The 23,720-nt window shown below is 35.9% G+C and carries 23 protein-coding genes; 14 read left to right on the top strand and 9 right to left on the bottom strand.

Annotation, left to right across the window (positions count from 1 at the left end; genetic code table 11):
- Positions 1-37: 37 nt before the first annotated feature.
- Positions 38-1,609 carry a thiol-activated cytolysin family protein gene (locus ABN763_RS01370; protein WP_410483610.1) on the bottom strand — a complete coding sequence of 524 codons (1,572 nt, stop codon included), beginning with the start codon at positions 1,607-1,609 and terminating at the stop codon, positions 38-40.
- Positions 1,610-1,991: 382 nt separating this feature from the next.
- Between ABN763_RS01370 and ABN763_RS01365 the strand changes: the two genes are divergently transcribed.
- Together ABN763_RS01365 and ABN763_RS01360 are read left to right on the top strand one after the other, a co-directional pair.
- Positions 1,992-3,899, top strand: coding sequence for a helix-turn-helix transcriptional regulator (locus ABN763_RS01365; RefSeq protein ID WP_410483609.1), 1,908 nt, complete (start codon positions 1,992-1,994; stop codon positions 3,897-3,899).
- A gap of 120 nt (positions 3,900-4,019) precedes the next feature.
- On the top strand, positions 4,020-4,436 hold the full coding sequence (locus ABN763_RS01360) for a thiol-disulfide oxidoreductase DCC family protein (protein WP_410483608.1): 417 nt from the start codon (positions 4,020-4,022) through the stop codon (positions 4,434-4,436).
- Positions 4,437-4,486: 50 nt separating this feature from the next.
- Here the strand turns inward: ABN763_RS01360 and ABN763_RS01355 are convergent, their stop codons facing one another.
- A complete protein-coding gene (locus ABN763_RS01355) occupies positions 4,487-5,776 on the bottom strand; it encodes a hypothetical protein (RefSeq protein WP_410483607.1) in 1,290 nt (429 codons plus the stop codon).
- 237 nt (positions 5,777-6,013) lie between these two features.
- Between ABN763_RS01355 and ABN763_RS01350 the strand changes: the two genes are divergently transcribed.
- A complete protein-coding gene (locus ABN763_RS01350; protein WP_410483606.1) occupies positions 6,014-8,032 on the top strand; it encodes a mucoidy inhibitor MuiA family protein in 2,019 nt (672 codons plus the stop codon).
- A gap of 139 nt (positions 8,033-8,171) precedes the next feature.
- Here the strand turns inward: ABN763_RS01350 and dnaK are convergent, their stop codons facing one another.
- Complete coding sequence (gene dnaK, locus ABN763_RS01345) at positions 8,172-10,076, bottom strand: molecular chaperone DnaK (protein ID WP_410483605.1); 1,905 nt, start codon at positions 10,074-10,076, stop codon at positions 8,172-8,174.
- 145 nt (positions 10,077-10,221) lie between these two features.
- Entirely contained in the window at positions 10,222-10,797 is a 576-nt protein-coding gene (locus ABN763_RS01340) for a hypothetical protein (RefSeq protein ID WP_410483604.1), read from the bottom strand.
- A gap of 170 nt (positions 10,798-10,967) precedes the next feature.
- Between ABN763_RS01340 and ABN763_RS01335 the strand changes: the two genes are divergently transcribed.
- Complete coding sequence (locus ABN763_RS01335; protein ID WP_410483603.1) at positions 10,968-12,392, top strand: L-serine ammonia-lyase; 1,425 nt, start codon at positions 10,968-10,970, stop codon at positions 12,390-12,392.
- Between the two features lie 19 nt (positions 12,393-12,411).
- Here ABN763_RS01335 and ABN763_RS01330 read toward each other — a convergent pair whose 3' ends face one another.
- From ABN763_RS01330 to ABN763_RS01320, 3 genes are read right to left on the bottom strand one after another with little or no spacing between them, the layout of a single operon-like run.
- A complete protein-coding gene (locus tag ABN763_RS01330; protein ID WP_410483602.1) occupies positions 12,412-13,497 on the bottom strand; it encodes a 3-oxoacyl-ACP synthase III family protein in 1,086 nt (361 codons plus the stop codon).
- Between the two features lie 27 nt (positions 13,498-13,524).
- Complete coding sequence (locus ABN763_RS01325) at positions 13,525-13,971, bottom strand: DUF1569 domain-containing protein (protein ID WP_410483601.1); 447 nt, start codon at positions 13,969-13,971, stop codon at positions 13,525-13,527.
- Positions 13,972-14,433, bottom strand: coding sequence for a nuclear transport factor 2 family protein (locus ABN763_RS01320; RefSeq protein WP_410483600.1), 462 nt, complete (start codon positions 14,431-14,433; stop codon positions 13,972-13,974).
- A gap of 187 nt (positions 14,434-14,620) precedes the next feature.
- Between ABN763_RS01320 and panB the strand changes: the two genes are divergently transcribed.
- Both panB and ABN763_RS01310 read left to right on the top strand, forming a co-directional pair.
- Positions 14,621-15,439: a 3-methyl-2-oxobutanoate hydroxymethyltransferase gene (panB, locus tag ABN763_RS01315; protein ID WP_410483599.1), complete on the top strand. Its 819-nt coding sequence runs from the start codon at positions 14,621-14,623 to the stop codon at positions 15,437-15,439.
- Entirely contained in the window at positions 15,433-16,137 is a 705-nt protein-coding gene (locus tag ABN763_RS01310; protein WP_410484166.1) for an RluA family pseudouridine synthase, read from the top strand. The genes panB and ABN763_RS01310 overlap by 7 nt, the downstream gene beginning before the upstream one ends.
- A 48-nt stretch (positions 16,138-16,185) precedes the next feature.
- Here the strand turns inward: ABN763_RS01310 and ABN763_RS01305 are convergent, their stop codons facing one another.
- Positions 16,186-16,671, bottom strand: a complete 486-nt coding sequence (locus ABN763_RS01305) for a GNAT family N-acetyltransferase (protein WP_410483598.1) — start codon at positions 16,669-16,671, stop codon at positions 16,186-16,188.
- A gap of 46 nt (positions 16,672-16,717) precedes the next feature.
- Here ABN763_RS01305 and ABN763_RS01300 point away from each other — a divergent pair, with 46 nt between their 5' ends.
- The 5 genes from ABN763_RS01300 to ABN763_RS01280 are packed head-to-tail and all read left to right on the top strand — an operon-like array spanning position 16,718 to position 20,324.
- The gene (locus ABN763_RS01300; RefSeq protein ID WP_410483597.1) at positions 16,718-17,182 is read left to right on the top strand and encodes a hypothetical protein; all 465 of its coding nucleotides are present in this window, start codon (positions 16,718-16,720) and stop codon (positions 17,180-17,182) included.
- Positions 17,175-18,227, top strand: a complete 1,053-nt coding sequence (ribD, locus tag ABN763_RS01295) for a bifunctional diaminohydroxyphosphoribosylaminopyrimidine deaminase/5-amino-6-(5-phosphoribosylamino)uracil reductase RibD (protein ID WP_410483596.1) — start codon at positions 17,175-17,177, stop codon at positions 18,225-18,227. The genes ABN763_RS01300 and ribD overlap by 8 nt, the downstream gene beginning before the upstream one ends.
- A gap of 5 nt (positions 18,228-18,232) precedes the next feature.
- A complete protein-coding gene (locus tag ABN763_RS01290) occupies positions 18,233-18,850 on the top strand; it encodes an HAD-IA family hydrolase (protein WP_410483595.1) in 618 nt (205 codons plus the stop codon).
- Entirely contained in the window at positions 18,847-19,710 is an 864-nt protein-coding gene (locus ABN763_RS01285; RefSeq protein WP_410483594.1) for an EamA family transporter, read from the top strand. The genes ABN763_RS01290 and ABN763_RS01285 overlap by 4 nt, the downstream gene beginning before the upstream one ends.
- Positions 19,711-19,712: 2 nt before the next feature.
- Positions 19,713-20,324, top strand: a complete 612-nt coding sequence (locus tag ABN763_RS01280) for an IMPACT family protein (RefSeq protein WP_410483593.1) — start codon at positions 19,713-19,715, stop codon at positions 20,322-20,324.
- On the opposite strand, the gene ABN763_RS01275 is transcribed toward ABN763_RS01280, so the two are convergent.
- The gene (locus ABN763_RS01275; RefSeq protein ID WP_410483592.1) at positions 20,317-20,721 is read right to left on the bottom strand and encodes an acyl-CoA thioesterase; all 405 of its coding nucleotides are present in this window, start codon (positions 20,719-20,721) and stop codon (positions 20,317-20,319) included. The genes ABN763_RS01280 and ABN763_RS01275 overlap by 8 nt on opposite strands.
- A gap of 202 nt (positions 20,722-20,923) precedes the next feature.
- Between ABN763_RS01275 and dnaA the strand changes: the two genes are divergently transcribed.
- The 3 genes from dnaA (at position 20,924) to ABN763_RS01260 (ending at position 23,624) form a co-directional block, all read left to right on the top strand.
- Complete coding sequence (gene dnaA / locus ABN763_RS01270; RefSeq protein ID WP_410483591.1) at positions 20,924-22,351, top strand: chromosomal replication initiator protein DnaA; 1,428 nt, start codon at positions 20,924-20,926, stop codon at positions 22,349-22,351.
- A 94-nt stretch (positions 22,352-22,445) separates the two neighbouring features.
- Entirely contained in the window at positions 22,446-22,901 is a 456-nt protein-coding gene (locus ABN763_RS01265; protein ID WP_410483590.1) for a low molecular weight protein-tyrosine-phosphatase, read from the top strand.
- A gap of 3 nt (positions 22,902-22,904) precedes the next feature.
- Positions 22,905-23,624, top strand: coding sequence for an SAM-dependent methyltransferase (locus tag ABN763_RS01260; protein WP_410483589.1), 720 nt, complete (start codon positions 22,905-22,907; stop codon positions 23,622-23,624).
- Positions 23,625-23,720 lie beyond the last annotated feature (96 nt).

Raw genomic sequence — 23,720 nt, 5'->3', positions numbered from 1 at the left:
ATCCACCACGTCTTAATTCTCTAGCAGGCGCAATTTGCTAGTATATTCTCCAGATATAAAAGTACGTTCGCATATGGCTACCACTAGTTTCTTTAAGCTCATGGATAATATAGGGCTCCTTAACGGCTTGTACATCTCTCAATTTTATATCTGTTGTTGCATCCCCAAAAAACTCAGGGGCAAAACTGCCATTACTTTCATAAAAACTAGAAAAAATCTCAATGTAATCATTTTCTAAATCAGGTTTGTACAGCTCGACTTCAATAACATTGTCTTCATTAATTTGATAAAAAACATCCTTGTCCCAATTCAAAGCTGGTTCAGCTCCCTGTCTCCATTTCACTTCGTCTTTTTTCGTGCCTGACTGGTAAATTTTGGCATGCATATTCCCATATATTTCTAAATTGCTTTCACCATCGTGTGCTTTAGGTTTCCAACCATGTAATTGCATTCCGAATTTTTGATAGGCTTGATAACAGGTTCTAATGGGATATTCAGTAGTCAATACCTGTCTTGCAATCGGAAAATCTTTTTTGATATATCGCAATTTATAGCTTAGTGGTGCTCCTGGTGAATCTTTAGAATAATTACCGCCTTCTGAAATGAATTTAAAAACATCTGCCGGCCCATTAATGGTTTGCGATGCACCGCTACCTGAGCCACCAATAATTAACGCCTGTATTTTGGAAGAATTGATTGTCTCTGCGTAAGACGCATCAATACTACCATCGTTTGAACCTACGGAAGCATCAAAAGCTGCATTAATTTCGCTCATACTCGAGTTGGTTTCGATGGTATAAATCACCATTCGACCGTAGGCTACTGATGCCACATAAACAGGACTTGTAGAACCTAAGGCATCCACATTAGGCAAATTGGTAAATAGGTCGCTTGGGTTGGTTCCCGGAGGATCCATATCAATGGTATAGTATTGCTGTAGAAATTTCAGCACGAATGTATTTTTATATTGTGATGAACTGAAATCGACATTAGCAGATACCTTTTTACCAGCGCCGCGATAATTTACCCCGATGGCTACATCAATATGTTGCTCATTATATACCTGCGTAATCTCATAGTTTACTTTTGCAGCAGTGGCTCCGGTAACTTCCTGATCTAATATTTGCTTGATTCCTTCACGTACCGTCGATAGTGTTGGATTTTCGATAGTCACCACTGGACTACCAGAAATATTTGTAAGCGAAGCAGATAGCGTAATTGGCTTTCTACTCAAGTTAATTCCGACATACTCACCTGTAGGAATCGTTTCACCCTTTAATAAAGCTCCAGGATAAATAACATCAGTCGATGGATCGAGCGTTAGCATTTCATCAAAACCTGGAGATAATTTGTAGAGCTGAGTTGAACATTCTAAGGTAAGATCTTCGGTATCTCTTTCCAGTTCAGCATCACCTACTTCTTCTTGCGGTGCTTCGGTGGGTTGATCAAATTCACCTAATTGTGCCATGGCCGCATTAAAAGCCGCTGCATCTTCTCCGGATATCGGCGGATCAACAGGTCCGTCTTTATCTTTAGAACAGGAAGTCATAATTAATAAACTAACAATTAAAATGGTCTGGAGGAATCGATTAAAAATTACAGTTTTCATAATCCAAATTGTTTTGTGGTTACAATTAATTAATACTTCGTTTTTGGGACCTACCCGACTTTAGTCTGCAGTACACGATCGGGTAAGGTTCCACAAAACGGTAATGCCATTATCTAATGACATGGCAAACCTATGTGCTAAATAGCTGGAAATGAAAAAAATGGCATGGACAAAGTATGGACATATTCAATTTTAAGATGAAAAAAAATTCAGGACAACGAATCAACGGTAAACATTTAAAAAATTGATTATCAATATTTTATAATATTTATTATAATAATATTTTATGGACAATCAATGGACAGCCAGCTTTTTAACTCTGGACTCTTTTGGTTGTAGTAGACTCATAATAATTACCTTAGCCTAAACTAAATAACCCATTATGAAACTCTTTAGCAAACTTTCAATTGTATTATTAGCGGTCTTTTTTTCGGTGCAGATTACCCTTGCACAATATGATGCAAGCCCAGAACGAATTGACAGTTTGAAAACTGAATTAAGATCGATGCCAAGAGATTCAACAAGAATGCCTGTACTAATTAATCTTTGGCGAGCTCATGCACACCGGGATTCAGATCAATCTTTTTTTTATGCGAACGAATTGATCAAACTTGGTAAAGAAATTAGTCATGTTCCGACACTTTACACAGGTTATCAAAGAATGGCTATTACTTATTCTTACCGGGATGACTATGAAAATTCTAACGAATATTATAGAAAAGGATTAAAACTGAGTATCGAAAATAAGGAGTATGCTTGTATTGCAGTAATGCACCTTAATATTGGCATTAATTATTCGATACAGAACCAATATGATAGTACTTTATACCATTCTAAAAAATCCGCCAAGAACTTTTTAATTGCAAATGATTCTTCTGGTTATGCTGGGTCTTTGGGTCTTAGTTCGAGTACATATTATAGAAAAGGGCAATATCAACTAGCACTTGAAAATGCACTAGAAGAAATGAGAATCTATGAGCGATACGATGATATTCGTTCTAAAAGAGCTGCATTATCGGTTAAAGGTAAGATAGCCAGTAATTACTTAAAAATGAAAGACACAGCAATGGCATTAAAGTATTTTAAAAATACAATTCCCATCTTAAGAGAACGAGATGACAAACTTAATCTTACCGCGAATCTTGCTGGAATTGGTTTCATTCTCGTAGAGAAAAATGAAACCTTAGAAGAAGCTAAAAATGTTTTAGAAGAAACTAGGAATCTTTCAAATCAACTAAAAAATATTACTGGATTAATTAACGCTAATTTTGGTCTTGGTAAATACCATAAAAAGCGTAAGAACTATAGTAAGGCAAAACAGTACTTCCAAGAATCACTAAGACTTTCTGATTCTCTCAAGCAAATAAGTAATTCGGTAGACAATAAAATTCAACTAGCGGAAGTAGCACTTTTGGAGAAAAATAGCCCTCTCGCCACAACACTTGCCCAAGAAGCGCTCAACATCTCCTTAGAAAATGAATTATTGGAAGATCAGTTACATGCTTACAATATTCTATACTTAACAAAACAAAGGGATCGTAATTATAAAGAGGCTTTTAATTATCATCAATTGTTCAAAAAAACAAATGACAGCATTTATAATAAGGAAAATGGAGCTCGCCTTTCTGAACTCCAAACCATCTACGAAACCGAAAAAAAAGAAGCCGAAATCGCCCTACAACAAGAAGAAATAAAAACCCTTAATGAAAAAGCCAAGGTAGACAAACTAACCAAGGGACTTTACGGTGGAGGTGCAATCGCCGGAATCGCACTTTCCGGATTACTATTCTTCGGTTTTCGTCAACGTATGAAAAAAAATAAGATTGAACGAGAAAAACAAGAAGAAATCTATAAACAGGAAATCGAGTTTAAAAAGAAAGAGCTTGCAAGTCAGACACTCCACTTAGTCCAAAAAAACTCATTCTTAGCCGAACTAAAAGAAAATCTTGAAAATTTAAAAAACTCCCCTGATAAATTTAAAATGGAGTTCAAGCGCCTTGTCATGCTTCTTAAAAAAGAAAGCTCGGGTGATAAGGATTGGGAGGTGTTTAAAAGTTACTTTGCCGAGGTACATGACAATTTTGACAACAAGCTGAAAGCAGTTTATGCCGATATTTCTGAAAAAGAAATCAGATTGGCGTCATTTCTAAAAATGAATCTATCTACCAAAGAAATAGCCGATATGCTGAATGTGTTACCGGATAGCGTTCTCAAATCAAAATATCGCCTTAAAAAGAAATTGAATTTGGATAAGGAAACGGATTTGTATCAGTATTTGAGTGGACTTTAGTTAGTTCAGAGTGTAGAGTTATGAGTGCAGAGTTTGGAGTTTAAAGCTATATGCATCCTTTTACCTAAAAAAACCTTAAACCTTAAACCAAAAACTTCAAACTGGCTTATCTTTGCATAGATGACTGTATTTCCAAAAGGTAAAAAAGTAATTTTGTTTGACGGTGTTTGTAATTTGTGCAATCAAGCGGTGCAAACAGTAATTGAACATGACAAAAATGATGTGTTTCGATATGCATCACTACAATCAGATTTTGGAATGCATTTGGCAAAAGAAATAGGTGTCGATACGTCTAAAATCGATTCGATTATTTTAGTTGATGAAACCTATGATTATTGGACCAAATCATGCGCAGCGATCAGAATTGCTAAGGATATGAAAGGCCCTTACACCCTACTATCTATTTTCTTAATATTGCCCAAATTTCTTCGTGATCCTTTTTATGATTTTATTGCTAGAAACCGCTACAAATGGTGGGGCAAACAAGAAAGTTGCTGGTTACCAACGCCTGAGTTACAGGCTAAGTTTTTGGGGTAAAACTTCCTAAATAATGGGGTTTACATCATTCTAAAAAGACTGACGCTTCCTTAATCAAAAGGAGTAAATCGCATATATTTATAACCGCCATTTTCACGAGAGTTTTCGGCTATTAAACCTAATCTAAATTGAATAAACTCATCATAGTTATTAAAATTAACGTAATCCCACATTTCTAAAGAACGAAAATTTGGTACATTTTCTTCCGTATAAAAATCACCTTCCAGCTCAGCAGCTATAACATCTGGGAGTTTTAGTCGCGGAACAACAATTGAGGGTTCTGATGCATCTATAAAGTATTTCCAAAGATATCCATTAGTATTATATTCCAACTTGTAAAAATCCCCATCATTTTCACTACTAATTTCATAAGAACCATCACTCCTGGGAGAATAGGTCAAAGTCCAATTGGGGTTGTCTATATTAAAATCATTACCAAAGGAAAGGAAATAATAATCATAAGGTCCTTCTTTGTAAATAGCTACATTCTCGTAAAACAGGAATAGGTCAATTATCGGTAAGTCAATGTAATCAAAATATGAGTTGACCTCATAAATATCATGTCTTCTGTAATTATCAAAACCAGATTTACTCTCATAACCCCATCTTCTAAAATGAAAACCATCCAATTCATTATTATGTATTTCAAGCTTAATTGACGTTTCTAAAGAATTAAAACTAATATCCGATAGTGTAATTGGAGAAACTACATTACTTACATTAAGATTATAATACTTATACCCTTCCTTCCTTCCATTATAAAAGGGAGCACGATTATAATTGTTTACTATTATTATATTTTCTACCTCATTAGTATAGCTGACTTTCAAGTTTTGAATACCATTTGTGATCGAACTTGTACTTCGACCATAGCTAAATCCACTAGCGTTATATGGAAAAGGTGAATCTAAGAACGTCTCTTCTGTAACTGTAATATTTATATCTAACTCACTTGTTCTTGGTGGAAAAGTAGGGATAAAAGTTTCCTGGTACGACCTCCTACCACCAACATTAACCAAGAATGTGTTGAAATTTATTGATGAACTATTCATTACGTAACCAATGGTAAAGTAAATTTTTGAGCCAGAAAAAGAAGTATTTGACCTAAGTTCATTCTCTCCAACTGTAGCCTTTGTAACATTTAGCAATTTTCCATTAGTGTCATGAGCCAAAAACCAAAGGGAATTCACATTGTTTGCATCAAGTTCAACAAATTCATCAGAAGATACTTCAGCAGTAAATAACGATGAACCTGCTTCAATTGTTGTCCCATCTTCGTTAGTACTACATGCTAAAAAGGATAACAATGAAATGAGTAGCAAAATTTTAGAAACCTTCATAATCAATCAAATAATTTGCAGTAAATATACTATAAACTTTGTCTCAGTATCACTTTAATCAAAAAAACTGTTCTTCTCATGAAAAAAATATTTCACTTAATGGAATGAGTACTGTAATTTTTCTAACAAACTAATGGTAAGCAACATTTCACTAACCCAAAACACTACTTCCCTAATTTCTCATTTTTAATAGTACAAGTTGATTCTACTTTCACCTAAAACTTTAAAACAACCATCATGAGAACACTGCTTTTATTCCTAGTATGTTGCACGACCATGGGTTTTGCAAATGACAAAAAGATTCCCTCTGCCATTAAAGAAGTAACCGTTTATTTGAACGGCGCACAAATTACTCGTAACACTTCCATGAACTTAGATGCAGGAATATCTAAAATCATCTTGGAAGGCTTGTCCACCAAAATTGATGAAAGTAGTATTCAGCTGTCCGGATTAGGAAGCGTTTCTATCTTATCGATTGCTTATGACATTAACTATCTGAAAACCCCAGCTAGCTCTCCCGAGATCAAAGCACTAGAAGATAAAATAGATGCTAATGCTATAGCTATTTCAAAGCTCAAAAACATAATCAATGGTCTCAAAGAAGAAGAAGAGGTAATTCAGTTAAACAGATTAGTAACTGGTAATGAAGAAACCCTTGATTTAGAAAAATTAAAGAAGGTAAGTACGTATTACCGAGAACGGATCACGGCTATTAAAAATGAGATTTTTGACACCAATCAGAAAATAAACGAGCTAAAATCTGATAATGCAGCTATCAGAAAACAACTTGCTGAACTCAATAACAAACCTCAACAGGAACAAGGCGAAATCAGCATAAAGTTTGATGCACCCATTGACACCAAATTAAATTTGACGGTAAAGTATAAAGTAGATGACGCTGGTTGGATTCCCAATTACGATATCAAATCAGAAAAACTAGATGCTCCTTTAAAGCTATCGTATAAAGCACATGTATATCAAAAAACGGGGGAAGATTGGAAAAATGCGAAGTTGATACTTTCAACAGGAAATCCCAATATTAACGTAACTAAGCCAAACTTAGATACCAAGTATTTAAACTTTGTAGGGCGTAATTATAAAGCTAGAACAACCACTAAAAAGCAAAAATACTATTACAATCCATCTGTAAAAACAATAACTGGTGCAGTAACCGATCAGACAGGTCAGCCATTACCTGGGTGTACCGTGCTTGTCAAAGGCACCTCTACGGGTGTACAAACCGATTTCGATGGAAATTATACCATCGATGTAAGTAATGGGCAAACATTAGCATTTTCCTATGTTGGATTCAAAAGTATAGAGCAACCTATATATTCGTCGATTATGAATATTAGCTTAGAAGAAGATGCTCAAATGCTGCAGGAGGTAGTGGTATCGGGATATGCAACAGGAGTTGCTAGTAGTGCTTCAAACGTGAGAATTAGAGGAGCCTCATCATATAGACCAAAAACACCTTTATATATTATTGATGGCGTTCCGGTTTCCAACTATACCGAAGGGGATCTCCCAGATAGTGAAATAAAATCAATAGAAGTTTTAAAGGGAACAGCGGCTACTAGTTTATACGGAAATCGAGCTTCTGCCGGGGTTATTGTGATCACTACAAAGCCAAGTTTGATTGAAGAAGGTAAAATCAATACCAAATTTATGATCAAAAAAACCTACTCCATTAAATCGGATGCTGATATAACAGTGATCAGAATTGATGACCATGAGCTTGAAGCCAATTATGAATATTTTACTGCACCTGTTCTGAATGAGAACGTGTTTTTGACTGCAAAGATCAAAGAGTGGGAAAAATTGCAATTACTACCAGGAGAAGCCAATATTTATTTTGAAGGCAGTTATGCAGGGAAAACCACCATCGATCCGTATTCAGTTTCAAAAAAGCTGCTCGTCTCATTAGGTATTGACCCTAATGTCATTGTTTCGCGAAAACTAAGACGCAATTTTAAGAGTAAATCCTTTATTGGGAACAACAGGATTTTAGATCGAGTGTATGATCTTGAAATCAAAAACAATAAGTCCATCCCAATTACTGTAAAGTTAATGGACCGTATTCCCAAATCCTCAAATAAGGAGATTAAGGTAGATGATATCGAAATTTTTAATGCTGATTACGATAAGAAAAAGGGCTTGCTTAGTTGGAGTTTAGCTCTAAACAGTGGTGATCAGAAAAAAGAGACTTTTTCGTATCAATTAAAGTATCCAAGATATAAACGTGTGAATCTTTGATAAACGCATAAGTTGTTTCACGGAGATACACAGAAATATTTGTCAGAACATGACTATTATGAGAACAAAAAAGTGCGACCAAAAATGGTCGCACTTTTTAATATCTAAATACTTAATACTAACTACTCAGTACCAAATACTATTTCACTTCTTCGAAATCTACATCTTGTACATCGTCTGCTGCATCAGCTGCATCTCCTGCTCCAGCATCTGGTCCTGGGGCTCCTGCTTGCTGCGCTTCCGCTTGGGCTTTATACATTTCTTCGCTCGCTACCTTCCAAGCTTCATTAATCTTTTCTAAAGCCGGAGCGATGACATCAAGATCTTTAGATTCGTACGCAGTTTTCAACTCTGCTAACGCATCTTCAATTGGCTTTTTCTTATCATCAGACAATTTATCACCGAACTCTTTCAATTGCTTCTCAGTCTGAAAGATCATTCCATCAGCCTCATTTAGCTTATCCGCTTTTTCTTTTGCAGCCTTGTCAGCTTCGGCATTTGCTTCTGCTTCTTGCTTCATTTTTTCGATTTCCTCATCAGTTAATCCTGAAGAAGCTTCGATACGAATATTTTGAGATTTACCCGTTGCCTTATCAGCGGCTGATACATTGATAATACCATTGGCATCAATATCAAAAGTCACTTCAATTTGTGGTACGCCTCTTGGTGCTGGTGGAATATCAGCTAAATGAAAACGACCAATTGTTTTATTGTCTCCCGCCATTGGACGCTCTCCTTGCAGTACATGAATTTCAACCGATGGTTGATTGTCTGCTGCTGTAGAAAACACCTGCGATTTTTTCGTAGGGATTGTAGTATTCGCTTCAATAAGCTTAGTCATTACATTCCCCATTGTTTCGATACCTAATGAAAGCGGTGTTACATCTAATAACAATACATCTTTCACATCTCCGGTTAATACACCACCTTGAATCGCTGCACCAACTGCAACAACCTCATCGGGGTTTACTCCTTTCGACGGTTTTTTTCCAAAGAATTTTTCTACCGCTTCCTGAACTGCAGGAATACGAGTAGACCCACCAACTAGGATTACCTCATCAATATCACCGGTACTTAACCCAGCTGATTTCATTGCAGCTTCACATGGTTGAATGGTTCTTTTTACTAGATCGTCGATCAATTGCTCAAACTTCGCACGGCTTAAAGTACGTACCAGGTGTTTTGGTCCGGTAGCAGTAGCCGTAACATAAGGCAAATTGATTTCTGTTTGCGCTGATGAAGAAAGCTCAATTTTCGCTTTCTCCGCTGCTTCTTTTAAACGTTGTAGCGCCATTGGGTCTTCACGAAGATCCATCGACTCTTCAGCCTTAAACTCTTCAGCCAACCAGTTGATGATTTTTTGATCAACATCATCACCCCCTAAGTGCGTATCTCCATCTGTAGCTAATACCTCAAATACACCATCTCCTAATTCAAGAATTGAAACATCATGTGTACCACCTCCAAAATCGAATACAACAATCTTCTGATCTTGACCTTTTTTATCTAGACCATATGCTAAGGCAGCAGCTGTAGGCTCATTAATGATACGACGAACTTTAAGACCCGCAATCTCACCAGCTTCCTTCGTAGCTTGTCGTTGCGCATCGTTAAAGTATGCTGGTACAGTAATTACCGCCTCCGTTACATCTTGTCCCAGGTAATCTTCAGCAGTTTTTTTCATTTTTTGAAGTGTCATTGCCGACAATTCTTGCGGAGTATATAAACGACCATCAATATCTACACGTGGAGTGTCATTATCACCTTTTACCACTTTATAGGCAGCACGTTCTGCTTCTTTTTTAGACTCAGAGTACTTATTACCCATAAAACGTTTAATAGAAGAAATGGTTTTAGTCGGATTCGTAACCGCCTGACGTTTTGCAGGGTCACCAACCTTGATCTCACCACCTTCTACAAAAGCAATCACCGATGGAGTTGTTCTTTTTCCCTCAGCATTAGGAATTACAACAGGCTCATTTCCTTCCATTACAGAAACGCATGAGTTGGTAGTTCCTAAATCGATTCCAATTATTTTGCTCATTGTATAATTTTTAATTTCTTGTGACATATTTTGCTTTACCAATGTCAATCTTTATGCCAATAAAAAAAACTGCCATGATGACAGTTTTTAGATCAAAAGGTTGATAGTCTCCCTTTAGGTATTGATTAAACTAGACTTATAATAGTTACTTGTTCTTAGCCATTTTAAAGGTATAACTACCAAATAGCAACCCGACTAAAGTAAACGAAACAAGATAATCAACAACATTAGTAATTGTAAAATCCATCGGAAACATCCACCAGTTTAACATTGCAAAATCACTTGCTAGGCCAATTATTAGTCCTACTACTATTAACACACCAAGAATTGACTTTGTGGATTTATCAGCCAGTTTAGAAACTATATAAAACAAGCTAATAACGACCAAAAGGTTAATTACCAAGCCTATTGCAAATTGCATAGGATCCATAAGTTTGGTAGCACCACTTTTATAAACCATTAAGGCAATTCGAGGTCCGGTATTTAATTTTTCTTCCATGGCAGCCATCGTTTCAGGAGAATCATCCACAGGCATACCGGGATAATGATAAACTCCGTCTTCCGGCATATCATTTTGCATTTTTTGAAGATCTACAGTTCCTTCTGGAATTTGAGTTATGGTATTTTCATGGAATGGCAAAGCCATCCATGATACCATGCTCCAAATAAAAAGAATAAGGGTCCCTAATACAATAGAAATAATCTTCTTTGAAGTACTCATAATATTGGTTTTTGGTTGTTCTTCAATTTATAAAAAAATAACAACACCAAATTTTTAGTCATTTTCAGGTATTGATACTAGCAAGCAACTATTGCAAAAATTGATGTTGAATAATGTATATAATGTGCTATTCAAAAATTATATTTGACATTGATATTAAAGACTCATAAATGGAATGCATCAGCATTTTTGATATGCTAAAAATCGGTGTTGGTCCATCTAGCTCGCATACGCTTGGACCCTGGCGCGCGGGAAGACGTTGGTTGATTGAACTGAATAAAAACAGACAGTTTGATCAAATAAAAACCATATCCGTCGATTTGTATGGCTCGCTGTCTCTGACCGGAAAAGGGCATGCCACTGATATTGCAGTTATGCTAGGCTTATGTGGTTACGATCCTCAGCAGATTGAGGTTGCTCTTATTCCCAAAATCATTGATACCATAACTACCGATAAAACCATTATTGTCAATAAGACAAAAAAAGTAATATTTGATCCCACTAACGATATTCGCTTTAATAGAGATTTTAAAGAATTCCACCCAAACGGATTGACTTTTCATGCTAGTTTAACCAATGGCCAAACAATCTCATCAACTTTCTATTCCATTGGAGGAGGTTTTGTCGTCAAGGAAGAACGCAAAAGGAAGAAGAAAAAATTAGAGGACTTTAAAGAATTCCCAAAACCAATTGAAAAAGCAACAGAGCTTCTCAATTATTGTTCCGAAGAAAATAAGAAAATATCAGACATTGTTCTGGAAAACGAACGTGCACTCAGAAATGATGATGAAATAGACAGACGTATTGCTCAAGTTTGGAATGTCATGCTTGAGTCTATGTACACTGGTTGTCATACTGAAGGTACTTTACCGGGTGGACTAAACGTAAGACGAAGAGCATTTGATACGCATAAAAAGCTTATTGGAGCATCTACTTATAGCAATCCGCAACAATGGATCGAAGCCATTAGAGATACAGAAGTGAAATTTAGACAGATATTGAAATGGGTTTCTTGTTTTGCTCTTGCGGTAAATGAGGTCAATGCTTCGTTAGGAAGAGTAGTCACCGCACCAACAAATGGCAGTGCTGGGGTAATTCCCGCCGTGATGATGTACTATATGGTTATCGAAAATCACGACGCAAATTTTGATGATGTTAAACAATTTATGTTGGTAGCAGGTGAAATAGGAAGTCTCTTTAAGAAAGGGGCTACCATATCAGCCGCAATGGGTGGCTGTCAGGCAGAAATTGGTGTGTCATCTGCCATGGCCGCAGGTGCTCTTACCGAACTTATGGGCGGGTCTCCCGAGCAAGTTATGATTGCTAGCGAAATTGCAATGGAGCACCATTTGGGACTCACTTGTGACCCCATAGGTGGGCTTGTTCAAATACCGTGTATTGAGCGAAACGCGATGGGTGCTATAAAGGCAATTAACGCCTGCGAAATGGCATTAGATACAGACGCGGCAAACGCCAAAGTCCCTTTAGACAGAGTAATAGAAACGATGTGGGAAACTGCGAAAGATATGCATACCAAATATAAAGAAACGAGTGAAGGAGGACTTGCAGTAAAAGTAAGTATGAGCGACTGCTAGTTTATAACTATTTAAACTTTTACATCTGATACACGATCGCATTAATATTCATACCCGCTCCTACCGATGCTAACACAATTTTATCACCTGTATTTATAGCATGTCCTTCAACCTTACCATTCAAAATTAAATCCAATAAAGTGGGTACTGTAGCTGTCGAAGAATTTCCAAATTTCTCAATAGTCATTGGCATGATTTCTTCAGATACAACAGGAATATCATATAATTTATATAGACGTTTCAAAATGGCTTCATCCATTTTGCCATTTGCTTGGTGAATCAATATTTTCTTAATCTCTGATAAATGCGTATTGCTTTTTTCTAAGCAAGCCTTGATCGCTGTTGGTACATTCTCTAAAGCATATTGATATAACTTTCTGCCGAACATCTTTAAATAAATGTTATCCGGCTTACCCGTATCCTTCTTATACGACGGTCCCATAAACAACATATGGGCATGCTCAACAGTATCTGATCGTGTTCCGTGCGCTAAAATACCCTTAGGTTTTTCACCATTATATGCTTCGAGAATTGTCGCCCCGGCACCATCAGCATATATCATACTATCTCTGTCATGCGGGTCACAAACTCTTGAAAGCACATCTGCACCAATAACTAGGCAACGTTTGGCATCACCAGAACGAATATAATAATCAGCTTGAATCATTCCCTGCACCCAGCCAGGACAACCAAAAGGCAAATCATAAGCTACCGTTGCTGGATTCTTTATACCTAATTTGTGCTTTACTCGAGAAGCTAGAGCAGGAAGCTGCTCCATGCGATTATTCCCATTTTTCACCTCAGCAAAATTATGCCCGACAATTATATAGTCAAGACTTTCTTTATCAATACCAGCATCTACTATTGCTTTTTCAGCGGCGTAAAATGCAATATCCGAGGTTGTTTGGTCATCATTAACATATCGACGTTCCTGTATCGTAGTAATTGCCTCGAATTTCTCGATAATTTCCTGATTTGGTTTCGTGAGCTTTTCACCTGAACTATCATAAAATTCATGGCTTAAAAAATCTTCATTCATTACACGTTTAGTAGGAATATAACTTCCTGTTCCTTTAATTACGCTGTAATATCGTTCTGCCATCATAAAAATATATTGTTAGGGGGCGGGGTATTATTTAATTATGTCTTGAATTATCTTAATGTGATGTTTGGTGTGAATTCTAATAAAACGTCTCGTTTTTTTCAAATTCAATTGTCCAAAATAAGGGTGGTCAAAATAGGATTTAGCATCTAGTTTTTTAAGGTTTTTAAATTCCTCTTTCGCTTTCTCTAAATATTGCTTTAACTGGACTACATCGATATTATCGTCGGGCATAGACCTTTTTGGCGCCTTACCTCGACCTCTAGGAATCGTTCCTGCCGATAAAACGATAGTACTCATCAAATTAAAACGCGGTTTATAATCATCTGGATTAGAATTTTTTAATGCCTTACTAATCGAATTGATAACCTTTATACTATGAGCCACATGCCAGATTACCGGACTCGCAGATACACTTTCGTTTAAAACATCGCCTTGCTCTATAAAACCTTCTAGTAATGAAAACTGCTTCTTCACCTATTCTGATTTTGTTTTACAACCATTTCTTCTTCTGGTATCTATGATGTAGGTAATTTTCCATTGATCATTGTCCTTGAAAAGTTGAAAGGAATTAACACCACAATGAGATAATTGCCCGTTTATATAAAACTCATATGGTGTCCATACGTGCGCCATATTGCCATCAACCTGCACTTTATAGGACAATAATCGTTCTTCATAAACATCCTTTCTGGGTTTTATAAGAGATGTAACAAATTGTTCAATAGGCGTATTCATCAATTTATCCTCCCCATCTTTTGTTTTTACAGCGGATTGTAGTTTAGTATCTTTCATTAACACATTAGTGAGTTTTATTGAATCACCTTTGTGAAAGCCATCAAAAAAATCGACTATGGTATTCTTTACAACTTCTTCTGTTGTTTGAGCATTAACAAAACCAATACTTAGTAATACAATTGAAATGAGAAAACGTTTCATGCTGTTAGGGTTTAAACGAAATTAGTATGTATGCATAATAAATTGCTTAAATATATTAACAAAATATGATGCCCAAAATGTATATTTCACATTTTACAACCGAAAATTATTATAATTCACAATAAAAATTATTTGCAACCCTCATTGCTTTTTTATCTAATTTTACCGCACTTTTAATCACATTCTTATGTCAGTAGCCAAAAAACAATATAAAAGAATAACCACCAATAGCCTTGTTGAAATGAAAGCTAATGGTGAAAAAATATCGATGCTAACCGCATACGATTATACAATGGCTAAAATTATTGATGGCGCTGGTATCGATGTGATATTAGTAGGTGATTCAGCAAGTAATGTGATGGCGGGACACGAAACTACCCTCCCTATTACTTTAGATCAAATGATCTATCATGCCTCTTCTGTGGTTAGAGCCATTGATAGAGCTTTGGTGGTAGTCGACATTCCGTTTGGAAGTTACCAATCAGACCCTAAGGAAGCCCTGCGATCTGCAATACGTATTATGAAAGAATCTGGAGGCCATGCTATAAAAGTAGAAGGAGGAAAAGAGATAAAAGATTCGGTTAAAAGAATTTTAGCAGCTGGAATTCCGGTAATGGGTCACCTGGGACTAACCCCACAAAGTATATATAAATTTGGCACCTATACCGTTCGTGCTAAAGAAGAGGAAGAAGCGGAACAACTTAAAGAAGACGCTAAAATGCTAGAGCGTTTGGGTTGTTTTGCAGTAGTATTAGAAAAAGTGCCAGCCAAATTGGCCAAAGCTGTGGCCAAAAGTGTACGCATACCGGTTATTGGGATTGGTGCGGGTAATGGTGCTGATGGACAAGTCTTAGTGACTCATGATATGCTAGGTATGACCCATGAGTTTAACCCCAGATTTTTAAGAAGGTACCTGGACATGTATACTGCTATGACCGACGCTTTTAAACAATACAAGGCAGACGTAAAGTCGGGAGACTTCCCTAACGAAGAAGAACAATATTGAAAACCTATTCCACAAAAGAAAATCTTCAGGTTCTCTATGAAGATAATCACTTAATTGCCGTAAATAAAAGACCTGGCGATATTGTTCAGGGTGATAAAACCAATGATATTCCGCTAAGTGAAGTTGTAAAATCGTATTTAAAGGATAAATACAATAAACCAGGAAATGTGTATTTAGGGGTAGTACATCGTTTAGACAGACCAACAAGTGGCGTCATTATTTTTGCAAGAACCAGTAAAGCCTTAGCTCGGTTAAACAAAATGTTCGCCGAGAAAAAAAATCAAAAAACATATTGGGCGGTGGTAAAGGAACGTCCGCGGCAAAATGAAGATGAGTTGGTACATTGGTTAAAGCGTAATGAAAAGCAAAATAAAAGTTACGCCCATGAAAAAGAGATCGATGGCAGCAAAAAGGCCATTTTGAGTTATAAATTAATAAAAACACTCAACTCCTATTTTCTTTTAGAAATTGATTTAAAAACTGGACGCCATCATCAAATACGGTCGCAATTATCAAAAATAGGATGTGCTATTAAAGGAGATCTTAAATATGGATTTGACCGAAGCAATAAAGACGGTAGTATTCACTTACATGCCAGGAAATTAGTCCTAGAACATCCTGTTAAGAAAGAACCATTAGAAATAATAGCCCCTGTGTCTTCTGATGATCCATTGTGGAAAGCGTGTTCTCTTGAATAAAAAATCACTTAAAATAAATAGGCGTCCCGTTTTTTCAATTTTTAGCTTTTAAAGCTCCTTAACCATCCACACCTGGCAGGCGGTATGACCCGTATCACCTTTTGGTTTATTGATATATTCAAATCCGTTTTGCTTGTACACATGCTGAGCGGCTTTCATATCCGGCATTGTTTCCAGATAACAGGTGGTAAATCCGGCTCTTTTAGCTCCTTCAATACATTTAGATAGTAGTTTTTTTCCTAATCCAAGACCACGGGTTTCATTTAATAAATACATCTTTTGTATCTCGCAAACAGTAGTTTCTGCGTTAGTGAGTTGAGAAAACCCTCCCCCTCCAACAACAGTTCCAGATTTTTCTATTACATAATACGTAGCTCTATCATTTGAATAAGATTCGTACATTGTTTTTAAGGATGCATCTTCGTAGGTAGAACCGGTTTTTGGAACCCCCATCTCATCTAATACCAACTTGATAATTCGTTCGATTATCTCATTATCTTCTTTTTTGATTTCTCGTATAATGATATTTTCCATCGCACTTGATAAGTATTACATTTGTAAAGATACAGCATCACGAAAAATGAGAACCAGCCTATTTTTAGCATTCTTTGCAACCGCTTTGTTTTGTGGTTGTACCATAAATAAAAAACCAGAGTTTATAGCCGTAGATAATATTGAAGTTCTCAGTATTTCAACTGATACTTTAACAATCAAGGCCGATGCTTACTTTAATAACCCAAATGACTTAGGTGGTACTTTAAAAACTGATGGTATTAATGTGTTAATTGCCAATATTCAAGTAGCTAATGTGAGTACAGATGAATTTAAAGTGCCTGGCAAACGGCAGTTCTCAATTCCACTAATTGCCAAGGTAGCAACCAAAGATGTTTTTGATAAAAATAAAAACAATATCATCGGTGGACTTCTTAACACCTTACTCACAAAAAAAATAAAGGTTCAATATAAGGGAGCGATCACCTATAAAGCCTTAGGGCTTTCCTATGATTACCCCATTGATATTACTGAGGAGGTAAACATTGAATAGGCATAAAGTATACATGCAGCGCTGCCTTCAGCTTGCAACACTGGGTATTGGCAACACCTATCCCAACCCTTCAGTTGGTTGCGTAATAGTGCACGAAAATAAAATTATAGGAGAAGGTTTTACCAGCGAATATGGAGGTTCGCATGCAGAAGTGAATGCTATTAATTCAGTAAAAAACAAGACTCTTTTAAAACAGGCTACCTTATACGTTACGTTGGAACCATGTTCGCATTTTGGTAAGACTCCCCCATGTTCTGACCTAATAATAAAACACCAGATTCCTAAAGTTTTTATTGGCACCATCGATCTACATCAAAAAGTAGCTGGCAGGGGGGTTGAAAGGCTTCGTGCTGCAGGCTGTGATGTACACGTTGGTTGTTTAGAAGATGAATGTAAGGCACAGCACAGGCGATTTTTAACCTTTCATAATAAAAAGCGACCCTATATTGTTTTAAAATGGGCTCAAAGTGCCGATGGTTTTATAGCTCCTTCGGATGAGCAACGAAATGAGGTAGCCCCAGTATGGATTACGAATATTAGAAGCAGACAACTAGTACATAGATGGCGAGCTGAAGAACACGCTATTTTAGTTGGCACGAATACAGTGTTAAAAGATAATCCTAGTTTAACTACTAGAGATTGGTCAGGATCTTCCCCAATTCGTATCGTAATAGACAAAAAAAACAAACTGCCAAAAAATGCGACAGTTTTTGACGGAAAAGTAAAAACCATTGTTATTACTGATAGTAAAAGTGAGCAATACTCTAATAAAAGTCTTATTTACGAACCAATTAATTTTGAAGCAGCTATACCAGAACAAATCTGTGAAATACTGGTAAAAAATGATATACTTTCAGTTATCATAGAAGGCGGCAGCAAAACCTTGCAATCATTTATAGCTATTGGATTATGGGATGAAGCACGAATTTTTAAGGGATCAACTAAATTAAACTATGGAATAAAAGCCCCCGAAATTGAGGGTAACATAATTTCAGAAAAAAAGGTTTTGTCAGATTCGCTAATAATTATAAATAGGTCGAATTAAGTGTAATGGCTATCAAGAATATTATATTCGATTTTGGCGATATCTTTATTAATCTAGATAAGCAGGCCACATTAAAAAAAATGAGTCATTTTGGTTTGGTGAAAGTGACTTCTGAAATGACTTTGATGAATAACCAATATGAAAAAGGAGAAATAAACAGTGATACTTTTATCTCGTTTTATCAATCTTATTTTCCGAAGACATCAAAAACCGAGCTAATTGATGCATGGAACGCTATCGTTTTAAATTTTCCTGATAACCGGCTAAAGTTTATAGAACAGCTTGCGAAAAAAGACAATTTTAGACTCTTTTTATTAAGCAATACGAACGAACTTCACATTGAAAAAGTTATTGAAAACATGGGGTTGTCAAGATATGAAAGGTTTAAAAACTGCTTCGAGCAATTTTATCTTTCTCATGAAATAAAAATGCGAAAACCGGATACTGAAATCTATCAGTTTGTTATAGAAACAAATGGACTTAATAATAAAGAGACTTTATTTGTTGATGACACCAAAGAAAATACAGAAGCCGCTGGCCATCTAAAAATTAAAACTTGGCACCTCAAAGTGGGTGAAGAAGATGTTATAGATATATTAAAAAGCCCAATTTTTAGCGAATGATTTACCTTCTAATCAGTGTTTTTATATCCAGCTTTTTATTTGTGATCTTTAAGCTATTTGAAGTTTATAAGATTAATACATTGCAAGCAATTGTTGTTAACTATGTAGCTGCAGCGACTACAGGCTTCATTGCGTATAGCGGAGATATTTCGTTTCGGGAAATACCAAAAACGTCTTGGTTCTGGGGAGCATTGTTTTTAGGTTTTTTATTTATAGCCGTATTTAATTTAATGGCGCTTACTTCGCAGCAAAACGGATTGTCAGTAGCATCAGTTTCTGGTAAAATGTCTGTCGTTATACCAGTAATTTTTGGCGTTTGGGCATACCAAGAATCGGTAAGTCTTGTAAAAGTTATTGCAATTCTTCTAGCACTATATTCTGTTTATCTTACTGCACAAAAAGAAAGAATGCATACCAAAAAATCGAATCGATTGCTATTTCCCTTTTTACTTTTCCTCGGCTCAGGCATTATTGATGCAGCCATTAAATATTTTGAGACAAAGCACCTACCTCCCGGTGGAATTCCCATTTTCTCAGCAACCATTTTTGCAATCGCTGCTATCATAGGCATCGTTATTCTAATGATTCAATTAACAAAAGGAAAATTACGATTCAAATTAAAAAATATCATCGGCGGTATTTGCTTAGGCATACCAAACTATTACTCCATATATTTTTTATTAAAAGCACTTAATACCGAAGGTTTAGAGAGCTCGACTTTGTTTACGATCAATAATGTTGGTGTTGTAATGTTATCTACTATCTTCGGGTTACTGATTTTTAAGGAAAGACTGAACACTAAAAATTGGTATGGTATTGCATTAGCCATTATCGCTATTATTACTATAACCCTCGCCTAGTTTTGACAGAAGATATTTACAAAACCATCAAATCACCCTCTGCTGAAGTCCTGTTTAAAGATAGGAATAGTAAGTTTTTTGGCTATGCATTTCCCATTAATAATGAAGAAATGGTCAAGGAACACATTAATCGACTCAAAAAGCAACATCATGCTGCCCGACATTGGTGCTATGCATATCAACTGGGCATAGAAACTATAACGTATCGTGTAAATGATGATGGAGAGCCAGCAAATTCTGCTGGCCAACCTATTTATGGACAAATTCAATCGTTCGGAGTTACAAACGTGTTAATTGTTGTAGTCCGCTATTTTGGCGGGGTTAAATTGGGAGTCGGTGGTTGGATTAATGCATATCGAACGGCAGCAAAACTTACTTTGGAAGAGAGTTCGATCGTAAATCGTACTATCAACGTCGAATATAAGATTATGTTTGATTATAAAAACATAAACAAAGTGATGCGTATTGTAAAGGAAAAAAACCTGAAAGTAACATCCCAAAAACTTGAATCAAATTGTGAGCTAATTATATCGGTAAGAAAAAGTGAATCGGAAATTACAAAAAGACTCTTTGAAGCGATATTTGAAGTAAAAATTGATAACCTCCTTACATAAAACTACTTAGCTTTTCAACTAAATATTCGGGGGCTCTAGTGGGCTTATTTGTTTTCATATCAATAAAAGCCAAAATGGTGTTCGCTAATGTCAATAACTCACCCTCTTGATTATAAATTTCATAGTCAAATTCTATCTTAACAGTGGGCATTTTTTTTAGGGTGGTTTTTAATGTTAACACATCTCCAAAACGGGCTGATTTTTTATAATTGAGTTGTAACGAAAAAACTGGTAGCATAATCCCATTATCTTCCATTTCTTTATAAGAAAAACCTAACTTGTTCAACCACTCAATACGCCCTAACTCTAGGTATTGCGGGTAGTTTCCGTGATAGACGACTCCCATTTTATCAGTTTCACCGTACCTCACGTTTATTTGTATTTCGTCGAATTTCACCTAATAAAATTATTTTGTAGCGTTAAATTAATGTAAATTTATCGAAACGGAACATGCATAAAAATTTCTAGAAATTCAACTCATTTTTCTTTTTTTTTTAGATAATTTGTTCACATATTTGTTCACCTTATCTGGGAGGTCATTTAGGGCTAAGATAATCTCCCTTTTTTTTGGTAACCTAACTATATAACTAGTATTAATAATGACAAAAACTGCGGAATCAGTTTGGAGCGATTGCTTGTCTTTTATTCAAGATAATATACAGCCTCAAGCTTACAAAACATGGTTTGAACCAATCAAGGCTGTTAAATTAACTGATAACGCGTTAAGCATTCAAGTACCTAGTAAATTTTTTTATGAATGGCTTGAAGAGCACTACGTCAAAGTACTTAAGGTTGCACTTACAAAGGAATTAGGTGAAAACGCCAGATTGGTCTACATCATTAAGATGGAGAATACCTATGGTAATAAACAACCATTTACCGAAAAGATACCAAGCTCAAACCGAAGTAATGTAAAAGCACAAGAGGTTGATGTGCCCTTGAAAAACAAGAGCCCAGAGCTTAAAAATCCTTTTGTAATTCCTGGTATTCGTAATGTAAAGATTGAATCGCAATTAAACCCAAGTTATAATTTTGAGAATTTTCTTGAAGGCGATGCAAACCGCTTAGCGCGTTCTGCTGGATTAGCTGTAGCCAACAAACCAGGAGGCACCTCGTTTAATCCGTTGTTAATATTTGGTGGTGTCGGACTTGGTAAAACACACCTTGCCCATGCTATTGGTGTAGAAATAAAAGACAAGTATCCTGAAAAGACGGTACTTTATATCTCAGCTGAAAAATTTACACAACAATATATAGAGTCGGTAAAAAAGAATAATCGAAATGATTTTATTCATTTTTATCAGATCGTCGATGTTTTAATTATTGATGACGTTCAATTTCTTTCAGGAAAAACTGGAACACAAGATGTCTTTTTCCACATCTTTAACCACTTGCATCAAAATGGGAAACAGGTAATTTTAACCTCAGATAAAGCACCTGTTGACATGCAAGATATTGAACAACGCTTGTTATCACGTTTTAAATGGGGCTTATCAGCTGAATTGCAAAAGCCTGATTTTGAAACACGAGTTTCTATTTTAAGAAATATGTTATATCGGGACGGTGTAGAAATGCCTGATGATATCGTTGAATATGTAGCTAAGAATATCAAAACTAATGTTCGTGAACTAGAAGGCGCCATCATTTCTCTAATAGCACAATCTTCATTCAATAAGAAAGAAGTTACGTTAGATCTTGCAAAGCAAATTGTAGAAAAGTTTGTAAAAAATACCAAACGAGAAGTTTCAATCGACTATATACAAAAAGTGGTATCAGATTATTTTCAAATGGATGTTGCCACGCTTCAATCTAAAACAAGGAAAAGACATATTGTACAAGCAAGACAACTTGCAATGTTTTTTGCCAAAAAATTCACGAAAGCTTCCTTAGCTAGTATCGGTTCACAAATTGGTAAGCGTGATCATGCTACCGTTCTTCATGCTTGTAAAACAGTAGATAATTTAACCGCAACCGATAAACAATTTAGAAAGTATGTGGAAGATTTGAGTAAAAAATTATCTCTATAATTGTTTACGGTCAATGTCTTTTTTTGATATTGAAAATCAACACTTTTGTATTATTTTTAGCAAATAAGAACCGTTGTTTTTATAAGTGCTGGTAATGACTAAAACCAAAGTTTTAATGGTATGCCTTGGCAATATTTGCCGATCTCCACTAGCTGAAGGTATTTTGCAATCAAAAGTAAATACTGATAAAGTGATGGTTGATAGTGCCGGCACAGCTGGTTATCATATAGGGCATCTACCAGACGAAAGATCAATCGCCGTTGCCAAAAAAAATGGACTTGACATTACTAACCAGCGTTGTCGCCAATTTAGAATGGAAGATTTTGATATTTTTGACCATATTTATGTAATGGATCAAAGCAACTTTCAAAATGTATTAAAACTAGCTAGAACAACTACTCACCAATCAAAGGTAAAACTTATCTTAAATGAAAGTTTTCCAGGAAAAAACATGGAAGTTCCAGATCCTTATTATGATGGGGATAAGGGCTTTGACCGCGTTTACAATATGCTAGATCATGCCTGTACTATTGTAGCTGATAAACTATAACAAATGCCATCAACTTCAAATAAAGGAGACCTGTATTTAATTCCTACTCGCTTAGGAGATAACCCTCCTTTAGAAGTACTCCCAATGTCGATAAAAAGAATTATCGAACAGCTCGACCACTATATTGTTGAAAATGAAAAAACAGCACGACGGTTTATTAAAAAAATAAGTCCATCTAAATCACAACCGTCTCTACATATCAATATTTTAAACAAATTCACAAATCCAAAAGACCTGCATGGTTTTTTAGCGCCTGCCTATGAAGGGACCGATATCGGACTTTTATCTGAAGCTGGAGCTCCTGCCATTGCAGATCCCGGAGCTGATATTGTAGCAATAGCTCATGAAAACGGTATCCGAGTGATTCCTTTAGTTGGCCCTTCTTCTATTTTGATGGCGTTAATGTCTTCAGGAATGAACGGACAGAGTTTTGCCTTTAACGGGTACTTACCTATTGAGAAAGCGGAAAGGCATCAAGCGATCAAAAAGCTTGAGAGACGCTCCAAAGATCTTCAACAATCTCAAGCATTTATTGAAACACCTTACAGAAACACAAAGCTATTTAGCGCTTTAATCAACACCTTGAATCCGAATACCAAATTGTGTGTTGCAACAGACATCACATTACCTACTGAGTATATAAAAACGTATCCTGTATCAAAATGGAATCATCAACAGGTTGACCTTCATAAACGTCCAACAATATTTATCATTCAAGCTTAGGCTTCACTAGCTCTATCTTTAACATTTTTTTAGCAGCCCTACTTATTCTCTTATCTTTTTAAAGTATTGTTTCTTAGTATCTTTATCCAAAGTATG

This window comes from Spongiivirga sp. MCCC 1A20706, from assembly GCF_046524175.1.
In the GTDB taxonomy this organism is placed as follows: Bacteria; Bacteroidota; Bacteroidia; order Flavobacteriales; family Flavobacteriaceae; genus Spongiivirga.
The sequence above is the reverse complement of the archived record's forward strand: the minus strand, read 5'-3'. Positions and strand labels throughout refer to the sequence as shown.